Source organism: Ochrobactrum sp. RH2CCR150 (assembly GCA_014138095.1).
GTDB classification, from domain to species: Bacteria; Pseudomonadota; Alphaproteobacteria; order Rhizobiales; family Rhizobiaceae; genus Brucella; species Brucella gambitense.
Map to the genome: position 1 here is coordinate 663,839 of JACGXE010000002.1, position 23,813 is coordinate 687,651.

Below are 23,813 nucleotides of genomic sequence, written 5' to 3' on the forward strand. Positions count from 1 at the left end.
CGCCTGGGATGGCGCATCCGGCAATGCGGTTATCAGTTGCCAACCTGACGTTCGTAGGCTTCCAGAATGGCGGTGTTGTACGGAGCAATCGGGAAGGACTTGCCGAACTTTGCCAGATCGTCAGCCGTGATATCGGTGAAAAGCTTGTTCCAGGTGTCGGCATCAAGTTCCGACTTGACGTTGTCGGCGTCGATGCCCGGATACCAGTTGAAGCGCTTCACGATGCCCTCAGCCTGAACCTTGGGGCTGGTTGCCAGCGCCACGAACTTTTCGGCCAGTTCCTTATGTGCACTCTTTTCCGGAATTACGTAGTGCATCGGCTGGCCCGGCATGCCAGGTTCGGGCAAAACCAGCTTCATTTCCGGAGGCAGCTGGCCATTGGCCTTCCACGAATAGAACATGTCGACCCAGACCGGACCCATGGCGATTTCACCACGGCTTAGCATGTCGAGTGTTCCGGCATTGCCCGGCGTCAGGGTTGCGTTCTTGGTGAATTCTTTCAGAGACGCGAAAGCCTTGTCCCAATTTTTGGCTTCGCCTTCTTCGAACGGTCCCTGCTGAAGCTTGTTCGCATCACCGCCATAGGCATAGATCCAGCCCATCACGAAGCTTACACCCGAAGCGCCGCCCTTGATGCCGTTATAGCCGAACTGCTTCGGATTTTCCTTGGCCCAGGCGACGAGTTCATCATAGCTCTTCGGCGGCGTGGCGACGAGCGCCGGATTGTAGGCAAGCGCGGTCTGGCTGTTGAACATCGGCATAACATAGCCGTCAACATTGGTGCCGAGCGCCATCTTTGCATTGTCGCGGGTTACCAGCTTGCCGCTTTCGATCTTGCCGCGATAATTTTCGAGGAACTTGCCGGTGACCATCGGTCCGGCGAATTTTTCATGGACGACGGCAACGTCCGTATCCCACTTTTCGACGCCAGCCTTCGACTGGGCTTCGAAACGCTCGAGAATCTTCTGCGAACCGGCATCGCCCGGGCCAGTGCCGACAACGCGCACGGTGTTGCCCGGATTTTCCTTCTCGAACAATGGTCCGAGATACTGGTTGATGTAATCAACCATGTTCTGGTCACCAGCGGTAAGCACCTTCAGTTCGTCGGCAGATGCAGGGACAACGGTAAGACCGAGTACAACTGCTGCTTTCAGGGCCGTTCTCATGAAAAACTCCTGTTAAATCCGGATGGACCGGTTTTGTGGATTTCGATTGGGATGTTGAACATCCTGTTGCTTCATCGGGAATTTTAGGCTGCTGCGGGCCGATTAAAGCCCGCAGTACTGACAATGGCCGAGCCGCTATGCCACCCGGCAAAGCTGTTACGGGACTACTTGTCGAAAAGGAAAAGCGCCTGTTCAGGTATATGGATTTCGACGTCTGATCCGGGCTGATGGCTTTCCTGCGCATCGACCATGATGTGGCGGTCGCCAATACGGACCATGTGTCGCCAAATGCCGCCGGGATAGCTGGTCTGCTCTACCGTGCCTGCGAGAACGAGTGCGGGTCCATTGCGGCTAGGGGCGGCACCCGGACTTGCGAGCTGCGCGGCTTCACTGCGGAAACGCGCGGAGGCAATGCCATCGGAAAGGTTTCTTCTTCCGGCTGGAATTGTGCTCGCTTTGTTATGTGCGCCCGCCGCGATTTCAATCTTATCCGCTTTGACCGAGACCGGCAGTTCGATCAGGTTTTCTGCACCCATGAAGGCGGCGACAAAATCGGATGCCGGGTGATTATAGACCTCCTCAGGTGCACCAGCCTGGGCAATCTCGCCATTGTTAAGGATGACGATCCTGTCCGCCATCACCATCGCTTCTTCGCGGTCATGGGTGACGTGAACCGCGGTAATGCCCAAACGGCGTTGCAACGCGCTGATTTCATGGCGCACCGACAGGCGAATACGTGCGTCGAGATTGGAGAGAGGTTCGTCAAGAAGCAGGATATCCGGCTGAATGGCCAGAGCGCGGCCGAGCGCAACGCGCTGGCGCTGACCGCCCGATAGAGCAGTGGGCTTTCTTTCCAACAGCGCATCAAGGCCGAGCAGACGGGCAACTTCCTGCACCTTCTGCTTGATCGCATCTTTTGCAACGCCACGAATACGCAGGCCGTAACCAATATTCTGTGCAACCGTCATGTGAGGCCAGAGTGCATAGGACTGGAAAACGAGCGCCATACCGCGCTTGTCTGGCGGCAAACGGGTTACATCCGCGCCATTGACCTTGATTGCACCACTGCTGGGTGTATTGAAACCTGCGATTGCGCGCAGCAAAGTTGTCTTTCCACAACCGGATGATCCGAGTAGAGCAACAAACTCGCCCTTGCGGACTGATAGATCAACCCCTTTGAGAACCTCATTATTGCCGTAACGAACGCGCGCGCTCGCCACCTCCAGAAAAGCTGGCATAGGCATCTCCTCCCCAGGATCGCCGGCTGTTTTTGTTTTTTCTGCACAGCCGTGCAATTCAGATTGAAACATCTTTGTGAGACCTCGACAAGCGGCAAAATTGGTTCGGATTGATAAACAAGCACGATGCGCTGCCTCAACACCGTGGTTCGTTGTTTAATCGGGATTTATTACAGCGGTGTGACGTATGTCCGTCATTATGGATGGCATTGTATCCTGCCGGTGGCCTACAAAGTCATCGTTTCAAAATCGATGGATAGCCGCTCTAAGATATGAAGATTGGCTGCCACAGGGTATTGCTGAGCCAGCAAAATGCAATGGCGTGCAACGACGCCGCATCCCCAGTGATTTGTTCAATGGGCTTCAAAATGCTGGCCAGCGAAGCACGAGCACAAGAACCAAATCACCTGCCGCAGCAAGAATTATCAGGCTTCAATAATTCGGTTGCATAAACTTTCAACTACAACTAATGATTGCTTTGCGGCATTCACGCGGTTTTTGAGGGAAGGCCGTTTTGATTTTCTGAAATGCAGGGGGAAGACAGGTTTCGAGTCCGTTCAGTTAAACCCGTGGCGCTCCCAATATTTATTCTTTTTTCCGGTTTGATGATTGAGGATAATATGAGCATAGTCATGAAGAATAATTCAATGAATTTATCGACTTATGATCCATCGCCTGTGATCAATTCAATGCAGCTGGCATCGCTGGGTGGCGGTGACAGGCAGAATATAGATTACGGCTTTTCAGACATTGGCGAGAAGACGTATCAGTCGCTCGAAACCATAGCCATCATCGTTCTTGAAATGGTGCGCGGGCTGAAATGGAAACCCTTCGAAGGGGCGGAAGAGACGATCAACTGTCCGGCCGGTATGACCTTTATCATGCCGGCTCATATGAGCTGCGCAATCGTTTGGCCCAAAAACACAGCTCATCTGATTGTGACGCTCGATGTTTCTTTCTTCTCCGCAGAAGAAGGCGACGATGCTTCTCACAATTGGACGCCGCTGCATTTTTCCAATCGGCAGTGCCTGCAACTGGCGCAAATCCTGTGGGGCGAGCTGCAAGTTTCGCCACACGTGAGTGGTGCCTATATGGATGCGTTCCGCACGGTGCTGACAGGTGTGCTGGTACGCAATGCGTCGATTGCACGAGGCAGCAACAAGCAGCAGTTCGGGCTCAGCAACTATGCTTGCCGCCAGATTGAGAACTATCTCAAGGAAAATTACCGTCAGCAGGTGTCTGTGCCTGACATGGCATCATTGATCGGGATTTCGGCGGGCCATTTTGCAACATGCTTCCGTGCAAGCTTCGGTCTCACGCCGCATCAATATCTGATGCGGCTGCGGCTGGACGAAGCCGAGCGCTGCCTGCGTGAGACCGATATTTCTTTGAGCGAGCTTGCTGCCGCGCTGGGCTTTTCCAGCCAGAGCCATATGACGACCGCGCTGCGTAAATATCGCCATCTGACACCGGGAGAAGTCCGGCGGCGAAGCTATGCGCAGCGGAGGAAAAATCTGTCCTGAAACATCAACTGATGGACGGACTCGGATTGGCCCGGCTTCATGCCGGGCTATACCCGCTTCTACAGGGACGATTCTCCTTATTGTCGGGCGTGGTTAACGCAGGAGAGGGGCTTTAACTCCCCGCGCCGCCATTCGCATTTGACGAAGCATTGCGCCGGACCCATTTCCGCCAGATGTAGATCTCGCTGCGCCGGCGAATGCGGCGAACACGGTGAGAATCGTGGGAGAGCACGATCAGCCCAAGCGGTAGCATCCAGAAACCCAGCACAGGCAAGAAGCCAAGCGCGCCCCCCGCCACCAGAGAGCCGCCCAAAACGCGCCGCATCATCACCGATTGAGGAATCGGGATTCGCCGACCAAGAATCAAAATGACCTTGCGAGGTGCTTTTTGGTTCGCTTCTTCGTGCACTGGACCAAGTCTCTCCACTACTTCTGCATATTTTTTACGTCTGAATGTCCCAGAGAATATAGGGTTTCATGAGGCAGATGCAAAAAGTTCGAAAAAATTCAATTTTGCCCTTTGCAAACCCGAAATCCTTTTGCTATACGCCACCTCGCTGACACAACGAGCACCTGTTCCCCGGTAGCTCAGTGGTAGAGCAACCGGCTGTTAACCGGTTGGTCGCTGGTTCGAATCCGGCCCGGGGAGCCACTTCAATTTCTGAAGTAGCTAATTTCTCAATCACTTACATTCCACGGATCAAGTTTTGCTTTAGCGGCAGAGCTAGACCCAATCGCGCTTTATCAGCTCAGGTCTGCCAAAACTCATCCGTCTTCAAAATGTCACATCCAGGGCGCGAATCAGCGCAACGCGGTGACGCATCGGAGCGCGAAACAGCCTTTCCTATTATTTTTGAAGTCAACGGCTCAGGGCGAGCACAGGCGCGTGTTTGTCCAATTCCCTGCCATTCGTCCGGAAGTGATCATTCACGATCCAGCGGGCTCTGCTGGAGCTGGAGAGTGCCTTTGTGCGGAGAAGAGCAGGTCAGGCCTAAGATCGCCCATACCGACATAGGGATTGGCGTGGTTGGCCAAAATCCAAAGACTGATCGTGCCGGTCAGCACGTAAAGAAAGAGCGCGCGTTTTCCGGCGAGCGGACGGTCGGCATGGACAGCGGCAATTGTGATCGCCGTCAGCAAGGTCAGAAACAGGACGAGATACCACTTGGATTCGTCAATCGACGAACTGGCGACCGCCAGCCGCTCGTTACGGGCATCCTGAAGCTCATCAAAATCATTGACGAGCTGCGAGACAATGGGGCCGGGCAGTCCTGAGAGCGCAATCTTTTGGACGATTGCGCGGATTCCAAGAATCGCTTGATCGACGTCTAAAGTGGAAACCGTGTTGTTCTGCTGTCCCCATTCGTCGTCAATGACGTTAGTCCGGTAGGTCAACACGGCGGTCTTCAGTTCCTTATTGTCGAGGACAATCGGGCTTGCTGTGTCCAGCAAACGATGGATGGCGGAACGCTCCTTGCTGACGGAAAAATCAGCGCGGGAATTGAGCGACCAAGCGTCAGCAGCGACAAAGCCCATAGAAAGAGCCCAAGCTGTTGCAATCGTGCCGAGAAAAGCCGGGGCAGGTATGGAAAAGATATCGTGCTTTGCGTGCCTGCTGAGATATCGCAACGCCCCATAACCGGCGCTATACAGTATAATCGCAAACGCGATGAAAAATAAAAATATAGCGTAGGTGGGAAGTTCTATAAGTGTAGTGAGCATTGTTTATTCCTCCGCCATACCCCAGAATAGTGGGAACAATAATAACTGCTGGTTTGGCGCTGGCAATCGAGTGTAAAAACAATGAACAGAAAGGTCGTCGCAAACGATCATTACAAACAAATCTCCGGGGAGGGAGTTTGATGATTTATCCGGTGCAGGACAGCTATGGCAATCGTATCGGCACGATCATGCCTGAAGATGCCGACAACCCCGAGGAACGTTGGGTCGCCTATGCTATCCATGACCAGCGCAAGGCTTTTGCCAGCTGGCAGGCCGCGCGCGACTGGATCGAAGAAAGAGCCACAAGCCACGATAAGAAATAAGCAGTATCAGGAACGACTTGCTCTGCTTCTGGTCTGTTAACCTATATTAGCTGTTTAAGATGCATTCGAAATGAGAAAGACTATAGTTTTCTGAAATGGTCTTTTTCGCTTGGGAGAGTTTGAATGCTGCGGATTACTGCTCTGAGTGTTTCTTTGCTTTTTCTTTCACTGCCTGCGACGGCGGCTTCCAATAAATGCGCCAATGCGCAAGACCAAGCCACGATGACCCAGTGTGCGGGCGAGGATTTTTCTGCTGCGGATAAGAAGCTGAATGCCAGCTTCAAGGAAATCCAGAAGCGTCTTGCCGATGATGCAGACGGCAAAAAGCTTTTTGTCAAAGCGCAGCGCGCCTGGATCGCATTCCGTGACGCCGAGTGTGCTTTCACGACCGCAGATGCATCGGGAGGCAGTATCTACCCGATGCTCGTTGCCTCCTGCAAAACGGATTTGACCAAGCAGCGCAATGAACAGTTCCAGAAATATCTCAGCTGCGAAGAGGGGGACACCAGCTGCCCTGTTCCCGCTGCAAATTGATGCTGCGCCATATTTCGGGCTGCAACGAAGCGCACAATCCTCGTCGGAAGAAACGGGCAAAGCTATAACGAATATAAGCCTGTCTTCCAAATCCAAGGAGGATATGCCGTGAAAACGATGTTTCTAGCACTCGGATTGGTCGCATTGTCGACTGCCGGCGCATTTGCTGCCGAACCTGCCAAAATGATGGACAGTCCGTCCGGCAAAATGCTGGTCACGCCAAAGGGTATGACGCTCTATACTTTCGACAAGGATGAGGGCGGCAAATCGTCGTGCGATGCCAAATGCCTGAAGATGTGGCCCGCATTCCATGCCGAAAAAGCCTCGAAAGCGGGCGCAGATTTCTCGGTCGTCAAAGCTACCGACGGTAAGGATATGTGGGCCTATAAGGGCATGCCGCTTTATCGTTACCATGAAGATATGAAGAAGGGCGACGCCAAAGGCGACGGTAAGGGCGGCGTCTGGCACGTCGTCAAATAAAAGAGGGCGCTATGGCGCCCTTTTAAGGGGGAAGCCCCCTCATAAAGATCGTCAGTGGATGACGACGGCATAGAGCAAAGCCACAAAATTAACGAGCATGAAGCCCGTTCCCATATAGGGTATGGCTTTTGAGAAAAAGAGCTGTAGCTTGGCCATAAACCATCTCCGCTATTGAACAATTGCGGCAGACTAAAAGCTATTTAAATCGCCGTTCGGGCAGCGAGTTTTCCGGGTGTTGCAATTTGTAACGACTGTTTGCTCGTTGGAGCGCGGCGCCACCTGCTTGCTTTACGACACAATCTGATGGGATCAATTGCCGGTCGGTGCGGTTCCGCCGGACACGCCCTTATCGGGAACCGGCGTTCTGTTGCCATCGGGATTGGTCACCATGGTCAAGACCGCCAACGCAAGCAGAATGGGCGCGGCAAGAAGTGCCACTCTCAACATGACGCAAACTGTGTGTTTCACGCGTCTCCATGGTGAGGCTTGTCTCATATTCTTATTGTTGCACAGCCGGACCTTTCCAACGAGTTAACAGATCGTAAGGTTCTAATATTCTCGCGATCACAATTGCTGCGTGCTGATTTGCGGTAGATGGGCCGTATCCGGGTGGTCTTTGGTATGGCGCGGGAAAACACCAAGGATTTTTTACACAAAGGTCTCGAATCGCTTGACGAAGCGGGCGGGGATCAATATTGGAACTGCGCAGAGCACAACCAATTGATTTGGAAACGCTCTCAGGAAGGCCTCGTGGCGGAGTGGTTACGCAGAGGACTGCAAATCCTTGCACCCCGGTTCGATTCCGGGCGAGGCCTCCATCTCTTCTCCAAAATCACAGTAAGTATTTGACACTCAAGGTTTTATTTCCTGGGTGTGGCAATCTGTTTGTTTTCATCTGCTCGGGCAGTCGATGGCTTCTGTCCAAACCGCCATACTGCGAAGCAGGGCGGTCAGGACGACACTCGGAAAGCGCGTACAAGCTATTGTTGTTGCGCCTGCGGGGCGTTCGTTTGCGGTTGAGGCGTTTCTGTGGGAGCGGGAGCAGGCTCTTCTGCAAGAACTTCGTTTGTCTTGGCTTTGATTTCTTCTGCCGTCTGTTGGCTGATCAGTCCCTGCGACGCGGCGAAGCCTACAACAACGGCAACGATAGCGCCGACGAGCGCGGCTTTGAGCTTCGGTGACATAAGGTGGCTCTCCTGCCAATATGGTTTATGCCCCGCCCGCACCTATATTATCGATCTTATGCTATGCCCATGTAAAGATTCAATATTGGTGAAAGCATTAGAATGGCATTTTCGAGCGGAAATACGACAAGTGCCGTATAGCGCAGAAGCCAATTCTAGCGTTTCGTGAATCCGGATTGTGTAACAACGCCGGCATGATCTCATTGTATTTCGGCGTCATGCTGGCGAGACCAGCAGAGGAGGAAATGATGAAGACCATAGCTTTGTTGGCCGTTGGTACATTCATGGTGACGGGGACTGCATTTGCAGCCGTGCCAGCGAACGGAAACGTAGACAGCCAGACAGTAAAATCCGAAAAATCTACCGCGACCATCGTTGCGGCTGGCAAGAACCGGGCGGGATTCCCGACAGGTTTGGGATCAGGTCTCGCCGGTGGAAGGACCATTTTTGGCGGTTGAGCGATTTGCCCCGTTTACGCGGGGCAGATGCTCATTTGTGCTTATCTGTTTTGAATTGTGAATGCATTTGGCATTTGCCGCGCAAACGGTTCTTTGAACGGCCATGCGGGCGATGTGTCAGGTCACATCATCCTGGGCTATGATACCGCCTTCGCCTTCAAGGATGGCAATTCGCTTGGCTTCGGACGCCGTGAATTTCAAGCGGACGCCAACCCCACGTTTGTCTTCCGGGATAAAGACTGCGCCCAGGTCTTCCAACGCAGCTTGCAGCCTGTTGATGACCTCTGCAGACGGTTTGTCGATCTTGCGTTCGAAATCCTCGATGACCGATGCGTCTACCTTGGACAGCTTCGCCAGATTATCGCGTGAAATCTCGACGAGTGCGCGGCCCGCTCGACATAGTGATCCTGTGAGCATTCTACCCTCCGTTAGCAAATTCGCGGGAATTGAACCGTAAGTCTCGCGCCGAGACAAGTGCGTTTAGTCACCAAGCATACCGGTCCGGATGCTGTTCAGGCAGCAATCCGCTCAATCCTCGTCGTCGCGGTCCGGCGGTGTCTGAGTGCGTGCGAGGTTGCCTTTCGAGAAGGTGTAGCCCGTTTCAACGGCATTCAGCCCGAACTTGTTACGCAGGCGATCAATCGCAGTTTCAGCGACAGCCCGTTTGGTGGCCTGTGTGTCGACCAGATCGGGCGGATCGGCTCGCTCGCTCGATGACAGCTCGCTAACGCCAATGCCGAGCAGTCGGAATTTGGTGCCATCCAGCTCCTTTTCCAGAAGCTGCAATCCATGGCGGAAAATGCGGTCGGCCAGTTGGGTCGGGTCAGAAAGCTGGCGATTGCGGGTACGCAGCTTGAAGTCTTGCGTCTTGAGCTTGAGCACAATAGTTCGTCCGGCGATTTCGCCAGCCTTCAGGCGGCGCGAGACTTTTTCGGCAAGCGCGCGCAAAACAGGAACCAGATCGGCAGCCGTTGAAAGATCGGTGTTGAAGGTCGTTTCCGCCGAAACGCTTTTCATATCGTGATCAGGCTCGACCCGCCGGCTATCTTGCCCCCGCGACAGGCGATAGAGACGCTGGCCCATAGTGCCATAGGCCTTCATCAGCGCGCCTTCTTCCATCGTCTGAAGCTGACCTATGCTGCGGATGCCATCGCTTTCCAGCTTGGCCGCAAACGCCTTGCCGACGCCCCAGATCATGCTCACCGGCTTGTCGCGCAGAAAATCGAGCGCTTCGGCTTCTCCGATAACGGAAAAGCCACGCGGCTTTTCCAGATCCGAAGCAACCTTGGCGAGATATTTGCAATAGGACAGGCCGATGGACGCACTGATTCCGATCTCGCTTTCAACGCGTTTGGAGAAGCGCGCCAGAACAACGGCAGGCGGCGCTTTGTGCAGTCGTTCCGTGCCGCTGAGATCGAGAAATGCCTCATCGATGGAGAGCGGCTCGACCAATGGGGTGAGATCACGCATCAGCTGCCGCACCTCGCGTCCGACGCGAGCGTATTTCTCCATATCCGGCTTGACGACGACAGCTTCCGGGCACGCATCCAGCGCCTTGTACATCGGCATGGCCGAGCGCACACCGTGAATACGGGCAATATAGCAGGCGGTGGAAACAACGCCGCGCTTGCCGCCGCCGATAATGACCGGCTTGTCGCGCAGTTCGGGATTGTCGCGCTTTTCTACCGACGCGTAAAAAGCATCGCAGTCGATATGCGCAAGCGTCAGCCTGTATAGTTCCGGGTGTCTTATCAGGCGCGGACTGCCGCAGGAATAACAGCGGCGCACGGAAGCGCTCTTCTGCAACGACAGGCAGTCGCGGCATAAGCCCTGCTCAGAACTGTTTCCGGCGAAATTCTCAATCATCGTGAACATGCGCAGCATTGTCGTCTGACCAGATATCATCGGAATGAAACCGGCCTGACGAACATAAAAGGAACATACCTTCTATATCACCAATCCCGTGCAGCGCCACTGGCAGAGCCACGCCCAACCGTCATGCTCTTGACATTGGCAACGATATCACCAAGTTTAGTGTCATGAACAACCATTTCGCCGCCATACTCCATCGGGTTCAACCGATCGCGGGATAAAGGCCCTCGAGCCCTGCCTAGCGCAGATGGGCTCCGGGGGATGGTTCGTCGCTTGCCTCAAGCGAACTCGATAAGCGCTTTCACAAAAACATCCCAATCATCCGCTTCGAGCCAAGATGCTCGGAGATATTTATCTTTATAACAGTGAGCTATCGCCATGAGCGTCAAGAATCGCAAGAAGCCCAATATTGTCGTCAGCGACGTCGATTACGAGCGCCTGATGGGGCTGGCCAACAGCGTCGCCGAGCAGCATGAGGAAATCGCCGACGAACTGATGGCCGAACTTGACCGCGCAAAGGTTGTGCCTGCCAAGCGTCTGCCGCAAAACGTCGTGCATATGGGCTCGGTGGTTGAATTCCGTTCCAACGACGGGCAAGAGCGCCGCGTGACGCTTGTTTATCCCGGCGAGGCGGACATCGCTCAGGGCAAGGTTTCGATTCTGACCCCGATCGGCACGGCACTGATCGGACTTGCGCCCGGCCAGTCAATTTCGTGGACCGCGCGTGATGGGCGGGCACACGAATTGAATGTGATCAATGTTTCAGTGGCGGAAGAGGTGGTCACCGGACCAACTGCGGCCTGAAATCAGGTCTGAAACAGAACGGCGTCCTCGAATCAGTCGGCGCCGCTCTGCAAATGCTGACCTGCGCCACCGGGCAAAAACGAAGCCGCTTTCTGGATGACTGCGGGGTCACGCTCGGTTTCCTCGCAGAAGCGCATCAGTGTCGGTTCATGGCTCAGGAAAAACTGGAGCACACCGGCCAGAAAGCCCGGCTCACGCGCCGCCTGACGGATGGACGAAGCCTCGATACCGGTCAGCGCCAGAAAGCGTGGAAGCAGATCTTTATCCTGTGCAAGCCACGCCAGAGCTTCAATGGCGAGACCTTGCGCTTCTGTTTCGTTCATAAGCGTTTTCACCGTCACTCTCCATTTCAAGCAATCCAAACAGCCGCTGCTAAGGCCTGCTATTGTTTCCATATAAGATGCAGGCCCTTGTAGCGACAACGGAATTATTTGCCTTTCGTCAATGAAATGAGGTTAAATCATAGAGTGCCCCGAGGGGAATGTCGGTGCACTCTGTTTGGTGTAAGCCAATGCCAGTAGATGAATGAATAATCGGGCCGGGGAGTTGCCCCAGGGAAGTTTCGATGACGAAAAGCGTAATGATCGTCGAAGACAACGAATTGAATATGAAGTTGTTTCGCGATCTTATCGAAGCCAGCGGATACGAAACGATCCGGACACGAAGCGGTCTCGAGGCGCTTGATCTCGCACGCGAACACCGGCCAGACCTCATTCTCATGGATATCCAGCTTCCGGAAGTCTCAGGTCTGGAAGTAACGAAGTGGCTGAAAGACGATGAAGAGTTGCGCCATATTCCGGTGATCGCGGTCACAGCTTTTGCCATGAAAGGCGATGAGGAACGCATTCGGCAGGGCGGATGCGAGGCCTATATCTCGAAACCTATTTCTGTTCCAAGATTTATAGAAACGATAAAGTCTTATCTGGGCGACGCTTAGGCTCGACCAGGCGAGGGGGATCATGACTGCCAGAATTCTCGTCGTCGATGATGTGGCTTCCAATGTGAAGCTTCTGGAAGCGCGGCTTCTCGCCGAATATTATGAAGTCGTCAGTGCTTATAACGGCTCGGATGCGTTCGAAATCTGTCTGGGTGGGCAGATTGATGTGGTCTTGCTCGATGTTCTCATGCCGGGCATGGATGGCTTCGAAGTTTGCCGCAAGCTGAAGGACGACCCGCGCACCTCCAATATTCCTGTCGTGATGGTGACGTCGCTTGACCGCCCGGAAGACAAGATTCGCGGGCTGGAGGCTGGTGCGGATGATTTTCTGTCCAAGCCGGTCAACGATCTTCACTTGATGTCGCGCGTGAAAAGCCTCGCCCGCCTGAAGCTGGTGTCGGACGAACTGTTTCAGCGCAGCAACAGCATAGCCGATGCGGAGGTTGAGGCGCTGCTGTCTGCCAAGGTTTCCGGCTCAGGTCCAAACCTGCAGGACGCTGCGCGTATTCTCATCGTGGATGAAGATGAAACGGCAGCAGCGCGCTTGCGTCTGATTTTGAGCGAGACCTACCGCGTTGATATTGCCAATGACGCCAATAGTGCTCTGATCAAGGCGATCGAGGCGGATTATGACAGTATCGTCGTGTCAGCGGCTTTCACCTATTACGATCCGCTGCGTTTGTGTTCGCAACTGCGCACCATCGAGCGCACCCGACTGGTGCCGATCATCCTGATCGTGCGGGAAGATGAGGGCGCGCTCGTCGTTCGTGCGCTGGAACTTGGCGTCAACGACTATCTGATGCGCCCGCTGGAGAAGCTGGAGCTTTTTGCCCGGCTGCGCACGCAGATCAAGCGCAAGTGCTACAACGATCTGTTGCGGCAAAGCCTGAACCGCTCCATTACCATGGCCGTTACCGACGACCTCACGGGCCTGCACAATCGCCGTTATCTCGATACGCATATGCCGGTGCTTTATAGCCGCGCGACAGGCCGGGAACGTCCGCTGACGGTCATCATGATCGACTTCGATTATTTCAAGCGTGTCAACGATCAGTATGGGCACGATGCAGGTGACGACGTTCTGCGCGAATTCGCCTCGCGCCTTCGCAAGAATATCCGAGGCATGGACCTGATGTGCCGCTATGGCGGTGAAGAGTTCATCGTCGTCCTGCCAGATACCGATTTGCAGGCCGGAGCAGCCGTTGCTGAGCGAATCCGCACCTCTGTGGAGGCAATGCCGTTCTCTGTCGCCAGCGGGCGTCACAAGGTCAATATGACGATCAGCGTTGGTCTGGCAGGCTTGCGCCTGATCGGCGACAGCGTCGAAGCGCTTTTCGACAGAACCGATGCCGCGCTTTATCTTGCCAAGAAGAATGGGCGGAATCGCGTCGTCGCTTCTGCTGCCTGAGTGTTTTGATAAACGACGGATCAAAAACAAAAAGCCGTCTCGTAAGAGACGGCTTTTTTGATTCCGGTCACCACAAGGGCAACACGGGAAACGAATTACTTGATCTTCGTTTCCTTGAAGTCGACGTGCTTGCGCGCAATCGGGTCGTACTTGGTCTTTGTCATCTTTTCCGTCATCGTGCGGCTGTTCTTCTTCGTAACGTAGAAGAAGCCGGTGTCAGCGGTCGACAAAAGCTTGATCTTGATCGTCGTAGCCTTGGCCATATCGAAATACCTGCTCTTTAACTTTGCCGGAGCATCACCTTTTCGGAAACCGGACCCGCTTATCGGGTTCCCATTCTCCGGGGTCATACTCTATGGATGGTAACCGCCAGCGATTCCGGCAATTCACCCGGCAGCGGAAATTCGCCGCATAACTACGGATTGGGGCCGAAAAGTCAAGACCGCTTCTTTCTGAAAAGCAGTCTTCCTGCTGCAAAGATCGCATATGCGGCAAAAAATATGCCAAGCGTCCACGAAAAACCTGCCGGGCCGAATGCATCCATGCCGACACCCACGGCCTGCGGGCCCGCCAGCATGCCAATTGCATAGCAAAACACGAAGGCGGCATTGGCCGATGCCAGTTCGCGGCCAGTCAGTTCCGAGCCGAGATGGGCAAGGCCTACCGTATAAAGGCCAGCCACGACGCCACCCCATAAGAACAAGACGCCTGCCATCAGATACCACTGGTTCATCAGATAGGGCAGAGCGATCATGCCGATCAGGCCCGTGACCGCGCAAAACAGCAGAAGTTTACGCCGGTCCGGAATCTTGTCGCTGATAATCCCGAGCGGAATTTGCAGCAGCACATTGCCGAGGCCGATCATTGTCAGCAGAAGCGCAGCGTCTGCTTCCGGATAGCCGATCCGTGCGCCGAAGACAGGGAACAGCGCAAAGCCGCCCGTTTCCACTGCGCCAAAGACGAAGACTGCCATCGTCGCGGTCGGTACGGCAAAAATGAACGGCAGGAAGGGAACATGCTCGCCTTCCTCAAAATCGGGGCTGTCGCGCCAGGCAATCGTCACGGGGATGAGCGCCACCATGATGATCGCGAATCCGACGAAGAACGGCAGGCCGCCGGCACTGCCGATTTTCGAGAAAAGCCACGGCCCCAGCGCAAAACCGAGCGACAGAGATGTGGAATAGATTCCGAGCACCAGCCCCCGTTTTTCCGGAGGTGCCGAGGCATTGATCCAATATTCAGACAGGACGAATAGCACCGTCAACGCAAAATGCAGCACAATGCGCAGTGCAAACCACGCCCAGAGCGGCTTGAGAAAATGAAAGCCGAGAAATGCAACGCCACCGATGATGAGCATCAGGAAGATGGCCCTGACCACACCAAGCCTTGCGGCAATGGGCGCAGCGAGGGGAGCGGCGGCGATGGAGGCAAGGCCTGCAACAGCCGTATTGGCGCCGATAAGGCTTGCCGAATGACCACGAGCTTCCAGCAGCACGCTTAGAAGCGGAATGCCCAGCCCGATAGCTGCGCCCACCGCACTGATGGTCCCGATGGCGGCGGCTAGCGAGCGCCAGTGCATCTGGCCTTCCTGCGGAAGAGCGTCTTTCCCACCTGCCGCACTTGTTTTCGCAGAAGCACGGTCGGTTGCTGGAATTTCTTTATTCATCAGTTCAGATCACTTCACGGACAAAGCGGCCGTGCCGCATACGGTATTGCACCACCGGGAGGGCAGCAGGCAAATCAAGGCGTGTTTCAGCCAGAAGGCTTTTTGCTTCTTTCAGAATGATCTGGGTGATGAGAGCGACGTCGAGTTTGGTCACGTCATCAATCGATACCCAGTCGAGATTCTCCAGTTCACCACTTGGTGCAAGCTGTTGTTTGCCGAATTCCGGCAGGCTGTCGCAAAACGCAATGAAGAAGCGGGTATCGAATCGGCGGACATGTTCAGGCGGCGTTACGGCACGCGCGAAATAGCGCAGGCTCGACAGCGCAGGCAGCGCACCTTGACCAAGAAAAGCCCGCCAGTCCTGATGATTGGCCGGAAGGCCGTGCGGTGGTTCAGCGGAAGAATCATCAACGACCGGATAGGCCACGCGCAATCCGGTTTCCTCGAATGTCTCGCGAATGGCGCAAAGCCCAAGCGCGCGGGCGCGGCGCATGGATGGGCGAGAGCCCATGCCGTCCAGAAGTTTCAGTGTGTCGTCGTGGCTGAGTTCGTTTGCAGCTGTAATCGCGCCATCAATCGAATCGGCGCGACCGCCCGGGAATACGAATTTTCCCGGCATGAAAGCGAGACTATGATGGCGCTTGCCCATCAACACGCGCGGCGTGTCTGTTGAGCGGTCAATCAAAAGCAGCGAGGCTGCGTCGCGCGGGCGCAGTACCTTTTTCTTCTGTTCGAACGGGGGAGCAGAAACTGTCACGGTCATGATAGCCGGATCAGGTCACGTCACCGTATTCGCCTTCGCCCTTACCCCCGAAACCATGCATATATAGCGCCCATTGCAGGCCGATGGTTGCCCCTTTGAGCGGCTGGAGCAGGATGAGCGACAAGATAATCGTCAGCGGCGCCCAGATTGCCATATGCGCCCAGAGCGGCAGATTGGTCGTGGCTTCCACACCCATGAAAGCGCCGACAACGATGTGGCCGACAATCAGGATCGTCAGATAGGCCGGAAGATCGTCGGCGCGCTGTTCAGTAAAATCTTCGTCGCATACGGAGCACTTGGCGACCGGCTTCACGAAGGCGCGGAAAAGCTTGCCTTCGCCGCAATGCGGGCAGCGGCAGCGGAAACCGCGCCACATGGCTTCACCAAGCGGACGCTTGGGATGGGCTTTACTGCTGGCTTCGCCACCGAAAACCTGAACGTTCTGCGCGGAATTGGCCTCAAGCGTGCTCATTACCGACCTCTCTTCTTGTGACGTGGGATGCCCGAAGGCTTACCCTTTCGTCCACGCACCGTCCTGCTTGCCTTGTGATGCGAGCGCGTCGACATCGGCAGGGGATGCGGTTCCGATACCATCTCAAAACGAAGCGCGCCCGCAACAGGGAGCGCCTCGACCAGCCTGACCGTGACCGTATCACCGAGGCGGAAGCCTTTTCCGCTTCGTTCTCCGGCAATCGCATGGTTGGCTTCGTCATATAAATAGTATTCATGACCCAAAGTTGAAATGGGCACCAGCCCATCCGCGCCATATGTCGCAAGGTTCACGAAAAGACCGGCTCGGGTAACGCCCGTTACGCGGCCTTCATACTCGTCACCGAGATGCGAAGCGAGGAAATGGGCGATCAACCGATCAACGGTTTCGCGCTCGGCCAGCATGGCGCGGCGCTCAGTGGAGGAGATCAGCGCAGAGATCTCTTCAAGACGCGCTTCCTCGTCGGTGGTGATGCCATCCTTGCCAAGCCGCAGCGCCTTGATAAGAGCACGATGCACGATAAGGTCGGCATAACGGCGGATCGGCGAGGTGAAATGCGCGTAGCGGCGCAGATGCAACCCGAAATGTCCGATATTTTCGGGGCTGTAAATGGCCTGGCTCTGCGTGCGCAGCACGATCTGATTGACCAGATCCTGATGATCCGTGTCATCAACAGCCATCAGAATACGGTTGAACTGCGATGGCTGCAGCGGCCCGCCCTTGGCGAGGTTGAGGTCAAGCGTACGCAGAAACTCGCGCAGACTTTCCTGCTTGGCCAGCGCAGGCTCATCGTGAATACGGAAGATCAATGGCTGGCGATGATCTTCCAGCGTTTCAGCTGCCGCGACATTCGCCTGAATCATGAATTCTTCGATGAGCTTATGCGCATCGAGACGCTCAGGCACGATCACCTTGTCCACCTTGCCATCCGGCGTCAGCAGGATTTTCTTTTCAGGCAGATCGAGTTCCAGCGGTTCGCGCGCGTCGCGACCGCGTTTCAAGACAGCATAGGCGGCCCACAGCGGCTTCAGCACGCTATCGAGGATTGGTGCCGTCTTATCATCCGTGGCGCCGTCGATTGCCGCTTGGGCCTGACCATAGGCAAGCTTGGCGGCAGAGCGCATCATGATGCGATGGAATTTGTGCGATTTCTTGCGACCGTCAGCTGCAAAGATCATACGCACAGCCAGCGCTGGGCGGTCTTCCAGTTCTCGCAACGAACAGAGATTGTTCGATATACGCTCCGGCAGCATCGGTACAACGCGATCCGGGAAATAAACCGAATTGCCGCGCTTCAAGGCTTCGCGGTCGAGTGCCGAACCGGGCCGAATATAGGCCGCCACGTCGGCAATCGCCACGATGACAATCTGGCCACCGGGGTTTTCCGGATCGGTATCCGGCTCCGCATAGACCGCGTCGTCGTGATCCTTGGCGTCCGCCGGATCGATGGTCAGAAGGGGCACAGCGCGCCAGTCTTCGCGGCCATCCAGCGTCGCCGGTTTGGCGTCTTCAGATTCGCGGATCACTTCATCCGGGAAAACATGCGGGATTTCGTGCTCATGAATGGCAATCATCGACAGCGCCTTTTCGCTATCGATGGAACCGACCACCTGCCGGACCTTGCCGCGCGGCAATCCCTGACGGCGCGACGAGGTCAGCTCGACTTCCACCAGATCACCGCTCTCGGCATTTTCCAGTTGAGCGGGATCAAGCTGCACCTCGGCCTGTTTGCGGTCCACAGGCTCCAGCCGCCATTCGTCATTGCCAAGCTTGCGCACGACGCCCAGCACCGCATTGGCGCGGTGTTCCAGCCGCTTCATCACGCGGGCAGTATAATCCGGGCCGTCGCGGTCTTCGTTGCGGAAAATCTTTGCCAGAACGCGGTCGCCGACCCCGACTGCCGGACCACCGTCGGACTCCTTGTTGAGCCGCGTGCGGCGCACCAACACCACGGGCGGCTTGCCATAGGCGGCTTCGTCCCATTCGGCGGGACGGGCCAGCAGCCCGCCATCATCATCGCGTCCCGTGACGTCCAGTACGGTGACGCTTGGCAGCGAGCCCGGACGTGACAGCTTGCGTGCGCGTTTTTCGACCAGACCGTCATCGGCCAGTTCGCGCAACAGGTCTTTCAGATAGACCCGTGCATCGCCCTTGATGTTGAAAGCCTTGGCGAGTTCGCGCTTTCCGGCGCGGTCAGGATTCTCCTCGATATATTTGAGGACTTCCTCACGCGTCGGCAGAAAAGCATGCGGATCGCCCGCATGCGCCTCCGATTTCGCCTGTGCTGCACGCCGTTCGGTCCGCGCGGATCGACCGGAATCGGGTTTAGGAAAACGACGTGCCAATTGTTACTCCTCTGCCGCTGCGGCCTTCTTAGCCTTCGATGGGGCTTTTGCCTTTGCGGGAGCTTTCTTTGCTGCCGGTTTCTTGGCAGCGGCTTTCTTTTCAGTGCTGGCTGCGGATTTGCGGGCAGGAGCCTTCTTGCCCTTGAATGAGCCAGCCTTTTCAGTGATCAGCGCCAGCGCTTCTTCCAGCGTAACACTTGCCGGGTCCTTGCCCTTCGGCAAAGTCGCATTGACCTTGCCCCAGTTCACATAAGGACCATAGCGTCCGTCACGCACGGTGATCGAACCGCCGTCCGGATGGTCGCCAAGCGTTGCCAGCGCTGCCGGCGTCGAACGCCCGCGACCGCCCTTGGACTGCTTGTCCGCAAGCACCGAAACGGCGCGATTGAGCCCGACCGAGAAGACTTCCTCGGCATTTTCCAGATTGGCGAATGTGCCGTCATGGCTGACATAAGGTCCATAACGACCGATGCCCGCCGAAATCATCTTTCCGGTTTCCGGATGCTGGCCGACATCACGCGGTAGCGACAGCAAGGCGACAGCCTTTTCATGGTCGACCGTATCCAGCGTCCAGCCCTTTGGCAGGCTGGCGCGCTTGGCTTCCTTGCCGTCACCGCGCTGGATATAGGGACCGAAACGGCCCGTCCGCGCAGTGATTTCCTCACCCGTGAAGGGATCTTTGCCGAGCGACTTCGGTTCGTCGGCTGCCGCGGCCTCGCCATTGGCTTCGCCGCCCAGCTGACGCGTAAATTTGCACTCCGGATAGTTGGAGCAACCAACAAATGCGCCGTACTTGCCGAGTTTCAGCGACAGGATGCCGGTGCCGCAGGTTGGGCACGAACGCGGATCGCTTCCGTCCTCGCGGGCCGGGAAAGCCAGCGGAGCCAGTTCTTCGTTCAGCGCATCGAGAACATTGGTAACGCGCAGTTCCTTGATGTCATCGACCGAGCCGGAGAAATCGCGCCAGAAATCACGCAGCACATCTTTCCACGACAGCTTGCCGTCGGAAATAAGATCGAGCTTTTCTTCAAGGCTCGCCGTGAAATCATACTCGACATAACGGTCGAAGAAGCTTTCAAGGAAAGCCGTGACCAGACGGCCTTTTGGCTCAGGGATCAGCTTGCGCTTGTCCATGCTGATATATTCGCGATCGCGCAGCGTGGCGAGCGTGGCGGCATAGGTCGAAGGACGACCGATGCCCAGCTCTTCCATCTTCTTGATCAGCGAGGCTTCCGAATAACGCGGCGGCGGTTCGGTCGAGTGCTGGGTCGCATCGATCTTTTCGCGTGCCAGTGTTTCGCCGCTGCGAATCTCCGGCAGCTTGGCGCTATCCTCGTCGTCTTCCTCTTCCTCGCGATGATCCATATAGGCTGCAAGGAAGCCGTCGAACTTCGTCACCGAGCCGTTGGCGCGCAGCATTGCCGAGCGTGAGCCGTTGACAGCTTCGATATCCGCCGTGGTGCGTTCGATATCTGCAGCCTGCATCTGGCTGGCGATTGCGCGCTTCCAGATCAGCTCATAAAGCCGTGCCTGATCTTCATCGAGATAGCGGCGCACTTCCTTCGGATGACGCGAAAACTCGGTCGGACGAATGGCTTCGTGCGCTTCCTGGGCGTTCTTGGCCTTGCTGGAATAATAGCGCGGCTTTTCCGGCACATATTTCGCGCCGAATGTTTCGCCAATAGCCTGACGCGCTGCGGTAATGGCCTCCGGGGCCATCTGCACGCCATCGGTACGCATATAGGTGATCAGACCGGCAGTTTCGCCGCCGATGTCCACGCCTTCATAAAGGCGCTGCGCCACCTGCATGGTGCGCGATGCCGAGAAACCGAGCTGGCCGGAAGCGGCCTGCTGCAGGGTCGAGGTGGTGAAAGGCGGGCCGGGATTGCGCTTGGTCGGCTTGGCCTCGACCGAAATGGCCTTGAAGCTTGCGCCTTCCAGCATGGTGCGGATGCCGGTTGCCTGTTCGCCATTCTTGATGTCGAGCTTGCCGAGCTTCTTGCCGTCCACGGCGGTCAGGCGCGCCGTGAAGCCGTCATTGCGCGGCGTCTTCAAAAGGGCAGCTATGTTCCAGTATTCTTCGCGAATGAAGCGCTCGATCTCCGACTCACGATCGGCGACGAGGCGCAGCGCGACCGACTGCACGCGACCAGCCGAACGTGCGCCGGGCAGCTTGCGCCACAGAACCGGCGACAGCGTGAAACCGAAAAGATAGTCGAGTGCACGACGCGCAAGATAGGCATCCACCAGCGGCTCATCGATATCGCGCGGATTGGCGATGGCGTCGAGCACGGCCTTCTTGGTGATGGCGTTGAACGCCACGCGCTTGACCGTCTTGCCCTTCAGCGCCTTTTTCTGATTGAGCACTTCCAGCACGTGCCAGGAGATGGCTTCACCTTCGCGATCCGGATCGGTTGCGAGAATGAGGCCGTCGCTGTCTTTCAGCGCTTTGACGATATCTGATAGTCGCTTGGAGGAATTGCCATCCACTTCCCACGACATGGCGAAATCTTCGTCCGGACGCACCGAGCCGTCCTTGGCTGGCAAGTCTCGCACGTGACCAAACGAAGCCAGAACCTTATAGTTCGAGCCCAGATATTTATTGATAGTTTTCGCCTTCGCAGGCGATTCGACAACGACGACGTTCATTTAAAACAGCCCAGATTCGCGCCCCGCAGAGGCATTTTGCCTCCCAACCGCGTCACAATAGTTGCCTTCCACATGAACAGAGGGCGGCGTTTGGTCAAGAGGACGAGACAAAAAATCGCTAAATACAACTATAAATAGTGATTGCCAGATATGTAACTTTTGATAGATTCGCAGTCAAATATGGTCGGAACGTTCATAATTTGCATAGTGATTTTCTAATAAAGCAACTTGCTTATTTGTTGGGGGCAGCATGAAGCAACGTCGTGAAGATAATCCTGAAACTCTCATATATATAGAACAGATGCTCGGAGAACTGGGGAAACTGGCGAAAAAGACAGACAACCCTTTATTGACTTACATGATTCAAATGGCTTCGGAAGAGGCGAAGGATCTGATCGAGGGGAAGCGAAATCATTAAAGGCATAGACGGGTCACAGATCACCCTTCGGGGAGGAGGGCGATCTGGTTGCCGGGGTAGCGCACAAGGCGCCCGGCCAGATCAAGCTCCAGCAAAATAAGCTGGACCTGACTGGCGCCGATGCCGGTGTGGCGGACAAGACTATCGATATCGACAGGACTTGGACCGAGAACGTCTACAATACGGTATCGCTCCTCATCCGTCATAAGCGCTGGCATCTCGTCCAGAGGCTCTTCCAGTTGATGGTTACCGTCAGCTAGTGGAAGATCGGCGGCAAAAAGGTCTTGCGGTCGCAAGATCGGATTGAGCGCCTCGATCACATCTTCGACGCCTGTGACCAGTGTTGCGCCCTGTTTAAGAAGCGCATTGGTGCCGCGGGCGCGTGGGTCGAGCGGTGAGCCGGGCACGGCAAAGACCGTGCGGCCCAGTTCGCCCGCCATGCGCGCGCTGATAAGGGAACCGGAGCGTTCCGCTGCCTCAACGACGATCAGGCCGAGCGAAAGCCCGGCAATGATGCGATTGCGGCGCGGAAAATCGCGGGAGCGCGGTTCTGCGCCCATCGGCATTTCCGTGATCAGAGCGCCGTCATGTTCCGGGATTGCGCGATAGAGCGGCAGGTTTTCGGGCGGGTAGGGGCGGTCCAGCCCTCCGGCCAGCACGGCGACCGTGCCGCTTGTCATGCTGGCTTTGTGCGCGGCGGCGTCAATGCCTCGCGCCAAGCCGGAAATCACGGCAAAGCCTGCATCCCCGAGATCGCGAGCCAGCTTTTCCGTAAAGCGCGCACCAGCAACAGACGCATTGCGTGAACCGACGATGGCAACGGGCGGCTTGCGAAACACTTTTTCGCTGCCATTGATGATCACCAAAGGCGGCGGCGCTTCGCAGTTCTTCAGCTGCTGCGGATAATCCGGTTCGCCCATGCCGACGAGGCGCGCACCATGGCGCTCAATTGCCTCCAGCTCACGCTCGGCATCTTCCATCGGCAAAATGCGCAGCGGTCTGGTGCTGCCGCCCCGGATGTTGAGATCGGGCAGTCGCTCCAGCGCATTGGCGGCAGAGCCGCAAAACAGGATAAGGTCGCGAAAGGTAACCGCTCCGATATTGTCAGTGCGAATAAGGCGCAGCCAGTTCAATCTCTGGCGATCTGAAAGGCGAATTCCGGTTTTCGAATTCGCGCCCTCCATCACCCCTTGGCTCCGATACGGCTTTCAGTGCCGTTCAGAAGCCGCTTTATATTGGCGTGATGCTTGAAGAAGATGATCACTGTTAGCACCGCGAACAGACCTGCAATCGCGTGGTCACCTTTGAAATAAAGGCTGATCGGCACGATAACACTGGCGAGAAGGGCGGAGAGTGACGAGTAGCGCGTGACGATTGCGGTCACAATCCAGACCGCAGCAAAGATCAATGCGCCAGGCCATGCTAAGCCGATCAGAATGCCGAGATAGGTTGCAACGCCTTTGCCACCCTTGAAGCCGATCCACACCGGAAAGAGATGGCCGATAAACGCGCCAAAACCGGCGGCAATGGCGGCTGCCTCACCATAACGCCACGCGATCAGCACCGCAAAGGTCCCTTTCAGCGCATCAAGGATGAGCGTCGCTGCGGCGAGCTTCTTGTTACCAGTGCGCAGCACATTGGTTGCGCCGATATTGCCCGAGCCGATGGAGCGCACATCACCCAAGCCCGCCAGACGGGTCAGGATAAGCCCGAAAGGAATGGAACCGAGGAGATAGCCGAAAATAAGTGTCGCGACGTGCACGAGATTAAAGAAACCGGTTTCGGCCATATAGATTCCCTCTGGCTTTTATTTTTATCCCTGGTCCCGAAAAG

The 23,813-nt window shown here is 55.9% G+C and carries 26 protein-coding genes and 2 tRNA genes; 11 read left to right on the top strand and 17 right to left on the bottom strand.

What is annotated here, in order from left to right:
* Nucleotides 1-32 precede the first annotated feature (32 nt).
* Nucleotides 33-1,166, bottom strand: coding sequence for an extracellular solute-binding protein (locus tag FHW03_RS06705; RefSeq protein WP_182519911.1), 1,134 nt, complete (start codon nt 1,164-1,166; stop codon nt 33-35).
* Between the two features lie 164 nt (nt 1,167-1,330).
* Nucleotides 1,331-2,404: an ABC transporter ATP-binding protein gene (locus FHW03_RS06710; protein ID WP_182519912.1), complete on the bottom strand. Its 1,074-nt coding sequence runs from the start codon at nt 2,402-2,404 to the stop codon at nt 1,331-1,333.
* A 527-nt stretch (nt 2,405-2,931) separates the two neighbouring features.
* Here FHW03_RS06710 and FHW03_RS26020 point away from each other — a divergent pair.
* Nucleotides 2,932-3,927: a helix-turn-helix domain-containing protein gene (locus FHW03_RS26020; protein WP_377514283.1), complete on the top strand. Its 996-nt coding sequence runs from the start codon at nt 2,932-2,934 to the stop codon at nt 3,925-3,927.
* A gap of 112 nt (nt 3,928-4,039) precedes the next feature.
* Here FHW03_RS26020 and FHW03_RS06720 read toward each other — a convergent pair whose 3' ends face one another.
* Nucleotides 4,040-4,255, bottom strand: coding sequence for a hypothetical protein (locus tag FHW03_RS06720; protein WP_280993289.1), 216 nt, complete (start codon nt 4,253-4,255; stop codon nt 4,040-4,042).
* Between the two features lie 249 nt (nt 4,256-4,504).
* On the opposite strand from FHW03_RS06720, the gene FHW03_RS06725 reads away from it, so the two are divergent.
* Nucleotides 4,505-4,579, top strand: a tRNA-Asn gene (locus FHW03_RS06725).
* Between the two features lie 275 nt (nt 4,580-4,854).
* Here the strand turns inward: FHW03_RS06725 and FHW03_RS06730 are convergent.
* On the bottom strand, nt 4,855-5,463 hold the full coding sequence (locus tag FHW03_RS06730) for a hypothetical protein (RefSeq protein WP_377514285.1): 609 nt from the start codon (nt 5,461-5,463) through the stop codon (nt 4,855-4,857).
* Nucleotides 5,464-5,789: 326 nt separating this feature from the next.
* On the opposite strand from FHW03_RS06730, the gene FHW03_RS06735 reads away from it, so the two are divergent.
* From FHW03_RS06735 to FHW03_RS06745, 3 genes are all read left to right on the top strand, one after another.
* A complete protein-coding gene (locus FHW03_RS06735; protein ID WP_182519914.1) occupies nt 5,790-5,972 on the top strand; it encodes a hypothetical protein in 183 nt (60 codons plus the stop codon).
* Between the two features lie 123 nt (nt 5,973-6,095).
* On the top strand, nt 6,096-6,506 hold the full coding sequence (locus FHW03_RS06740; RefSeq protein ID WP_182519915.1) for a lysozyme inhibitor LprI family protein: 411 nt from the start codon (nt 6,096-6,098) through the stop codon (nt 6,504-6,506).
* Nucleotides 6,507-6,614: 108 nt separating this feature from the next.
* Complete coding sequence (locus tag FHW03_RS06745) at nt 6,615-6,986, top strand: hypothetical protein (protein ID WP_182519916.1); 372 nt, start codon at nt 6,615-6,617, stop codon at nt 6,984-6,986.
* Between the two features lie 309 nt (nt 6,987-7,295).
* On the opposite strand, the gene FHW03_RS06750 is transcribed toward FHW03_RS06745, so the two are convergent.
* A complete protein-coding gene (locus tag FHW03_RS06750) occupies nt 7,296-7,454 on the bottom strand; it encodes a hypothetical protein (protein WP_182519917.1) in 159 nt (52 codons plus the stop codon).
* Nucleotides 7,455-7,730: 276 nt separating this feature from the next.
* On the opposite strand from FHW03_RS06750, the gene FHW03_RS06755 reads away from it, so the two are divergent.
* Nucleotides 7,731-7,804, top strand: a tRNA-Cys gene (locus FHW03_RS06755).
* 162 nt (nt 7,805-7,966) lie between these two features.
* Here the strand turns inward: FHW03_RS06755 and FHW03_RS06760 are convergent.
* Nucleotides 7,967-8,170 (bottom strand): hypothetical protein, encoded by a 204-nt coding sequence (locus FHW03_RS06760; RefSeq protein WP_182519918.1) that lies wholly within the window; start codon nt 8,168-8,170, stop codon nt 7,967-7,969.
* Nucleotides 8,171-8,415: 245 nt separating this feature from the next.
* Here FHW03_RS06760 and FHW03_RS06765 point away from each other — a divergent pair, with 245 nt between their 5' ends.
* A complete protein-coding gene (locus FHW03_RS06765) occupies nt 8,416-8,628 on the top strand; it encodes a hypothetical protein (RefSeq protein WP_182519919.1) in 213 nt (70 codons plus the stop codon).
* Nucleotides 8,629-8,745: 117 nt separating this feature from the next.
* Here the strand turns inward: FHW03_RS06765 and FHW03_RS06770 are convergent, their stop codons facing one another.
* Both FHW03_RS06770 and FHW03_RS06775 read right to left on the bottom strand, forming a co-directional pair.
* Nucleotides 8,746-9,045 carry an XRE family transcriptional regulator gene (locus tag FHW03_RS06770; RefSeq protein WP_182519920.1) on the bottom strand — a complete coding sequence of 100 codons (300 nt, stop codon included), beginning with the start codon at nt 9,043-9,045 and terminating at the stop codon, nt 8,746-8,748.
* A 111-nt stretch (nt 9,046-9,156) separates the two neighbouring features.
* The gene (locus FHW03_RS06775; RefSeq protein ID WP_182520072.1) at nt 9,157-10,494 is read right to left on the bottom strand and encodes a DNA polymerase IV; all 1,338 of its coding nucleotides are present in this window, start codon (nt 10,492-10,494) and stop codon (nt 9,157-9,159) included.
* Nucleotides 10,495-10,878: 384 nt separating this feature from the next.
* Between FHW03_RS06775 and rnk the strand changes: the two genes are divergently transcribed.
* Nucleotides 10,879-11,304 (top strand): nucleoside diphosphate kinase regulator, encoded by a 426-nt coding sequence (gene rnk / locus FHW03_RS06780; protein ID WP_182519921.1) that lies wholly within the window; start codon nt 10,879-10,881, stop codon nt 11,302-11,304.
* Nucleotides 11,305-11,336: 32 nt separating this feature from the next.
* Here the strand turns inward: rnk and FHW03_RS06785 are convergent, their stop codons facing one another.
* Nucleotides 11,337-11,639, bottom strand: coding sequence for a DUF3572 domain-containing protein (locus FHW03_RS06785; protein ID WP_182519922.1), 303 nt, complete (start codon nt 11,637-11,639; stop codon nt 11,337-11,339).
* Nucleotides 11,640-11,869: 230 nt separating this feature from the next.
* Here FHW03_RS06785 and FHW03_RS06790 point away from each other — a divergent pair, with 230 nt between their 5' ends.
* Both FHW03_RS06790 and FHW03_RS06795 read left to right on the top strand, forming a co-directional pair.
* Complete coding sequence (locus FHW03_RS06790; protein WP_024900225.1) at nt 11,870-12,241, top strand: response regulator; 372 nt, start codon at nt 11,870-11,872, stop codon at nt 12,239-12,241.
* A 22-nt stretch (nt 12,242-12,263) separates the two neighbouring features.
* Complete coding sequence (locus FHW03_RS06795; protein WP_182519923.1) at nt 12,264-13,649, top strand: PleD family two-component system response regulator; 1,386 nt, start codon at nt 12,264-12,266, stop codon at nt 13,647-13,649.
* A gap of 95 nt (nt 13,650-13,744) precedes the next feature.
* Here the strand turns inward: FHW03_RS06795 and rpmG are convergent, their stop codons facing one another.
* From rpmG to topA, 6 genes are all read right to left on the bottom strand, one after another.
* A complete protein-coding gene (rpmG, locus tag FHW03_RS06800; protein WP_007878621.1) occupies nt 13,745-13,912 on the bottom strand; it encodes a 50S ribosomal protein L33 in 168 nt (55 codons plus the stop codon).
* A 173-nt stretch (nt 13,913-14,085) separates the two neighbouring features.
* Entirely contained in the window at nt 14,086-15,228 is a 1,143-nt protein-coding gene (locus tag FHW03_RS06805) for an MFS transporter (protein WP_182520073.1), read from the bottom strand.
* A 91-nt stretch (nt 15,229-15,319) separates the two neighbouring features.
* Nucleotides 15,320-16,078 carry an NUDIX hydrolase gene (locus FHW03_RS06810; RefSeq protein WP_182519924.1) on the bottom strand — a complete coding sequence of 253 codons (759 nt, stop codon included), beginning with the start codon at nt 16,076-16,078 and terminating at the stop codon, nt 15,320-15,322.
* A gap of 10 nt (nt 16,079-16,088) precedes the next feature.
* Nucleotides 16,089-16,550, bottom strand: coding sequence for a DUF983 domain-containing protein (locus FHW03_RS06815; protein WP_182519925.1), 462 nt, complete (start codon nt 16,548-16,550; stop codon nt 16,089-16,091).
* Nucleotides 16,550-18,913, bottom strand: coding sequence for a ribonuclease R (gene rnr, locus FHW03_RS06820; protein ID WP_182519926.1), 2,364 nt, complete (start codon nt 18,911-18,913; stop codon nt 16,550-16,552). Before rnr ends, FHW03_RS06815 begins: the two co-directional genes overlap by 1 nt.
* Nucleotides 18,914-18,916: 3 nt before the next feature.
* Nucleotides 18,917-21,562 (bottom strand): type I DNA topoisomerase, encoded by a 2,646-nt coding sequence (topA, locus tag FHW03_RS06825; protein WP_182519927.1) that lies wholly within the window; start codon nt 21,560-21,562, stop codon nt 18,917-18,919.
* 250 nt (nt 21,563-21,812) lie between these two features.
* Here topA and FHW03_RS06830 point away from each other — a divergent pair, with 250 nt between their 5' ends.
* Nucleotides 21,813-21,980 carry a hypothetical protein gene (locus FHW03_RS06830; RefSeq protein WP_182519928.1) on the top strand — a complete coding sequence of 56 codons (168 nt, stop codon included), beginning with the start codon at nt 21,813-21,815 and terminating at the stop codon, nt 21,978-21,980.
* A gap of 20 nt (nt 21,981-22,000) precedes the next feature.
* On the opposite strand, the gene dprA is transcribed toward FHW03_RS06830, so the two are convergent.
* Together dprA and plsY are read right to left on the bottom strand one after the other, a co-directional pair.
* Nucleotides 22,001-23,167: a DNA-processing protein DprA gene (dprA, locus tag FHW03_RS06835; protein ID WP_182519929.1), complete on the bottom strand. Its 1,167-nt coding sequence runs from the start codon at nt 23,165-23,167 to the stop codon at nt 22,001-22,003.
* Complete coding sequence (plsY, locus tag FHW03_RS06840) at nt 23,164-23,769, bottom strand: glycerol-3-phosphate 1-O-acyltransferase PlsY (protein ID WP_182519930.1); 606 nt, start codon at nt 23,767-23,769, stop codon at nt 23,164-23,166. The genes dprA and plsY overlap by 4 nt, the downstream gene beginning before the upstream one ends.
* Between the last annotated feature and the right edge of the window lie 44 nt (nt 23,770-23,813).

Coding starts and splice junctions, on each gene's coding strand:
- FHW03_RS06705 (WP_182519911.1), bottom strand. CDS start 1,166: ATGAGAACGGCCCTGAAAGCAGCAGTTGTACTCGGTCTTACCGTTGTC.
- FHW03_RS06710 (WP_182519912.1), bottom strand. CDS start 2,404: ATGCCAGCTTTTCTGGAGGTGGCGAGCGCGCGCGTTCGTTACGGCAAT.
- FHW03_RS26020 (WP_377514283.1), top strand. CDS start 2,932: ATGCAGGGGGAAGACAGGTTTCGAGTCCGTTCAGTTAAACCCGTGGCG.
- FHW03_RS06720 (WP_280993289.1), bottom strand. CDS start 4,255: ATGATGCGGCGCGTTTTGGGCGGCTCTCTGGTGGCGGGGGGCGCGCTT.
- FHW03_RS06730 (WP_377514285.1), bottom strand. CDS start 5,463: ATGGGCTTTGTCGCTGCTGACGCTTGGTCGCTCAATTCCCGCGCTGAT.
- FHW03_RS06735 (WP_182519914.1), top strand. CDS start 5,790: ATGATTTATCCGGTGCAGGACAGCTATGGCAATCGTATCGGCACGATC.
- FHW03_RS06740 (WP_182519915.1), top strand. CDS start 6,096: ATGCTGCGGATTACTGCTCTGAGTGTTTCTTTGCTTTTTCTTTCACTG.
- FHW03_RS06760 (WP_182519918.1), bottom strand. CDS start 8,170: ATGTCACCGAAGCTCAAAGCCGCGCTCGTCGGCGCTATCGTTGCCGTT.
- FHW03_RS06765 (WP_182519919.1), top strand. CDS start 8,416: ATGATGAAGACCATAGCTTTGTTGGCCGTTGGTACATTCATGGTGACG.
- FHW03_RS06770 (WP_182519920.1), bottom strand. CDS start 9,045: ATGCTCACAGGATCACTATGTCGAGCGGGCCGCGCACTCGTCGAGATT.
- FHW03_RS06775 (WP_182520072.1), bottom strand. CDS start 10,494: ATGATTGAGAATTTCGCCGGAAACAGTTCTGAGCAGGGCTTATGCCGC.
- rnk (WP_182519921.1), top strand. CDS start 10,879: ATGAGCGTCAAGAATCGCAAGAAGCCCAATATTGTCGTCAGCGACGTC.
- FHW03_RS06790 (WP_024900225.1), top strand. CDS start 11,870: ATGACGAAAAGCGTAATGATCGTCGAAGACAACGAATTGAATATGAAG.
- FHW03_RS06795 (WP_182519923.1), top strand. CDS start 12,264: ATGACTGCCAGAATTCTCGTCGTCGATGATGTGGCTTCCAATGTGAAG.
- rpmG (WP_007878621.1), bottom strand. CDS start 13,912: ATGGCCAAGGCTACGACGATCAAGATCAAGCTTTTGTCGACCGCTGAC.
- FHW03_RS06805 (WP_182520073.1), bottom strand. CDS start 15,228: ATGCACTGGCGCTCGCTAGCCGCCGCCATCGGGACCATCAGTGCGGTG.
- FHW03_RS06810 (WP_182519924.1), bottom strand. CDS start 16,078: ATGACCGTGACAGTTTCTGCTCCCCCGTTCGAACAGAAGAAAAAGGTA.
- FHW03_RS06815 (WP_182519925.1), bottom strand. CDS start 16,550: ATGAGCACGCTTGAGGCCAATTCCGCGCAGAACGTTCAGGTTTTCGGT.
- topA (WP_182519927.1), bottom strand. CDS start 21,562: ATGAACGTCGTCGTTGTCGAATCGCCTGCGAAGGCGAAAACTATCAAT.
- FHW03_RS06830 (WP_182519928.1), top strand. CDS start 21,813: ATGAAGCAACGTCGTGAAGATAATCCTGAAACTCTCATATATATAGAA.
- plsY (WP_182519930.1), bottom strand. CDS start 23,769: ATGGCCGAAACCGGTTTCTTTAATCTCGTGCACGTCGCGACACTTATT.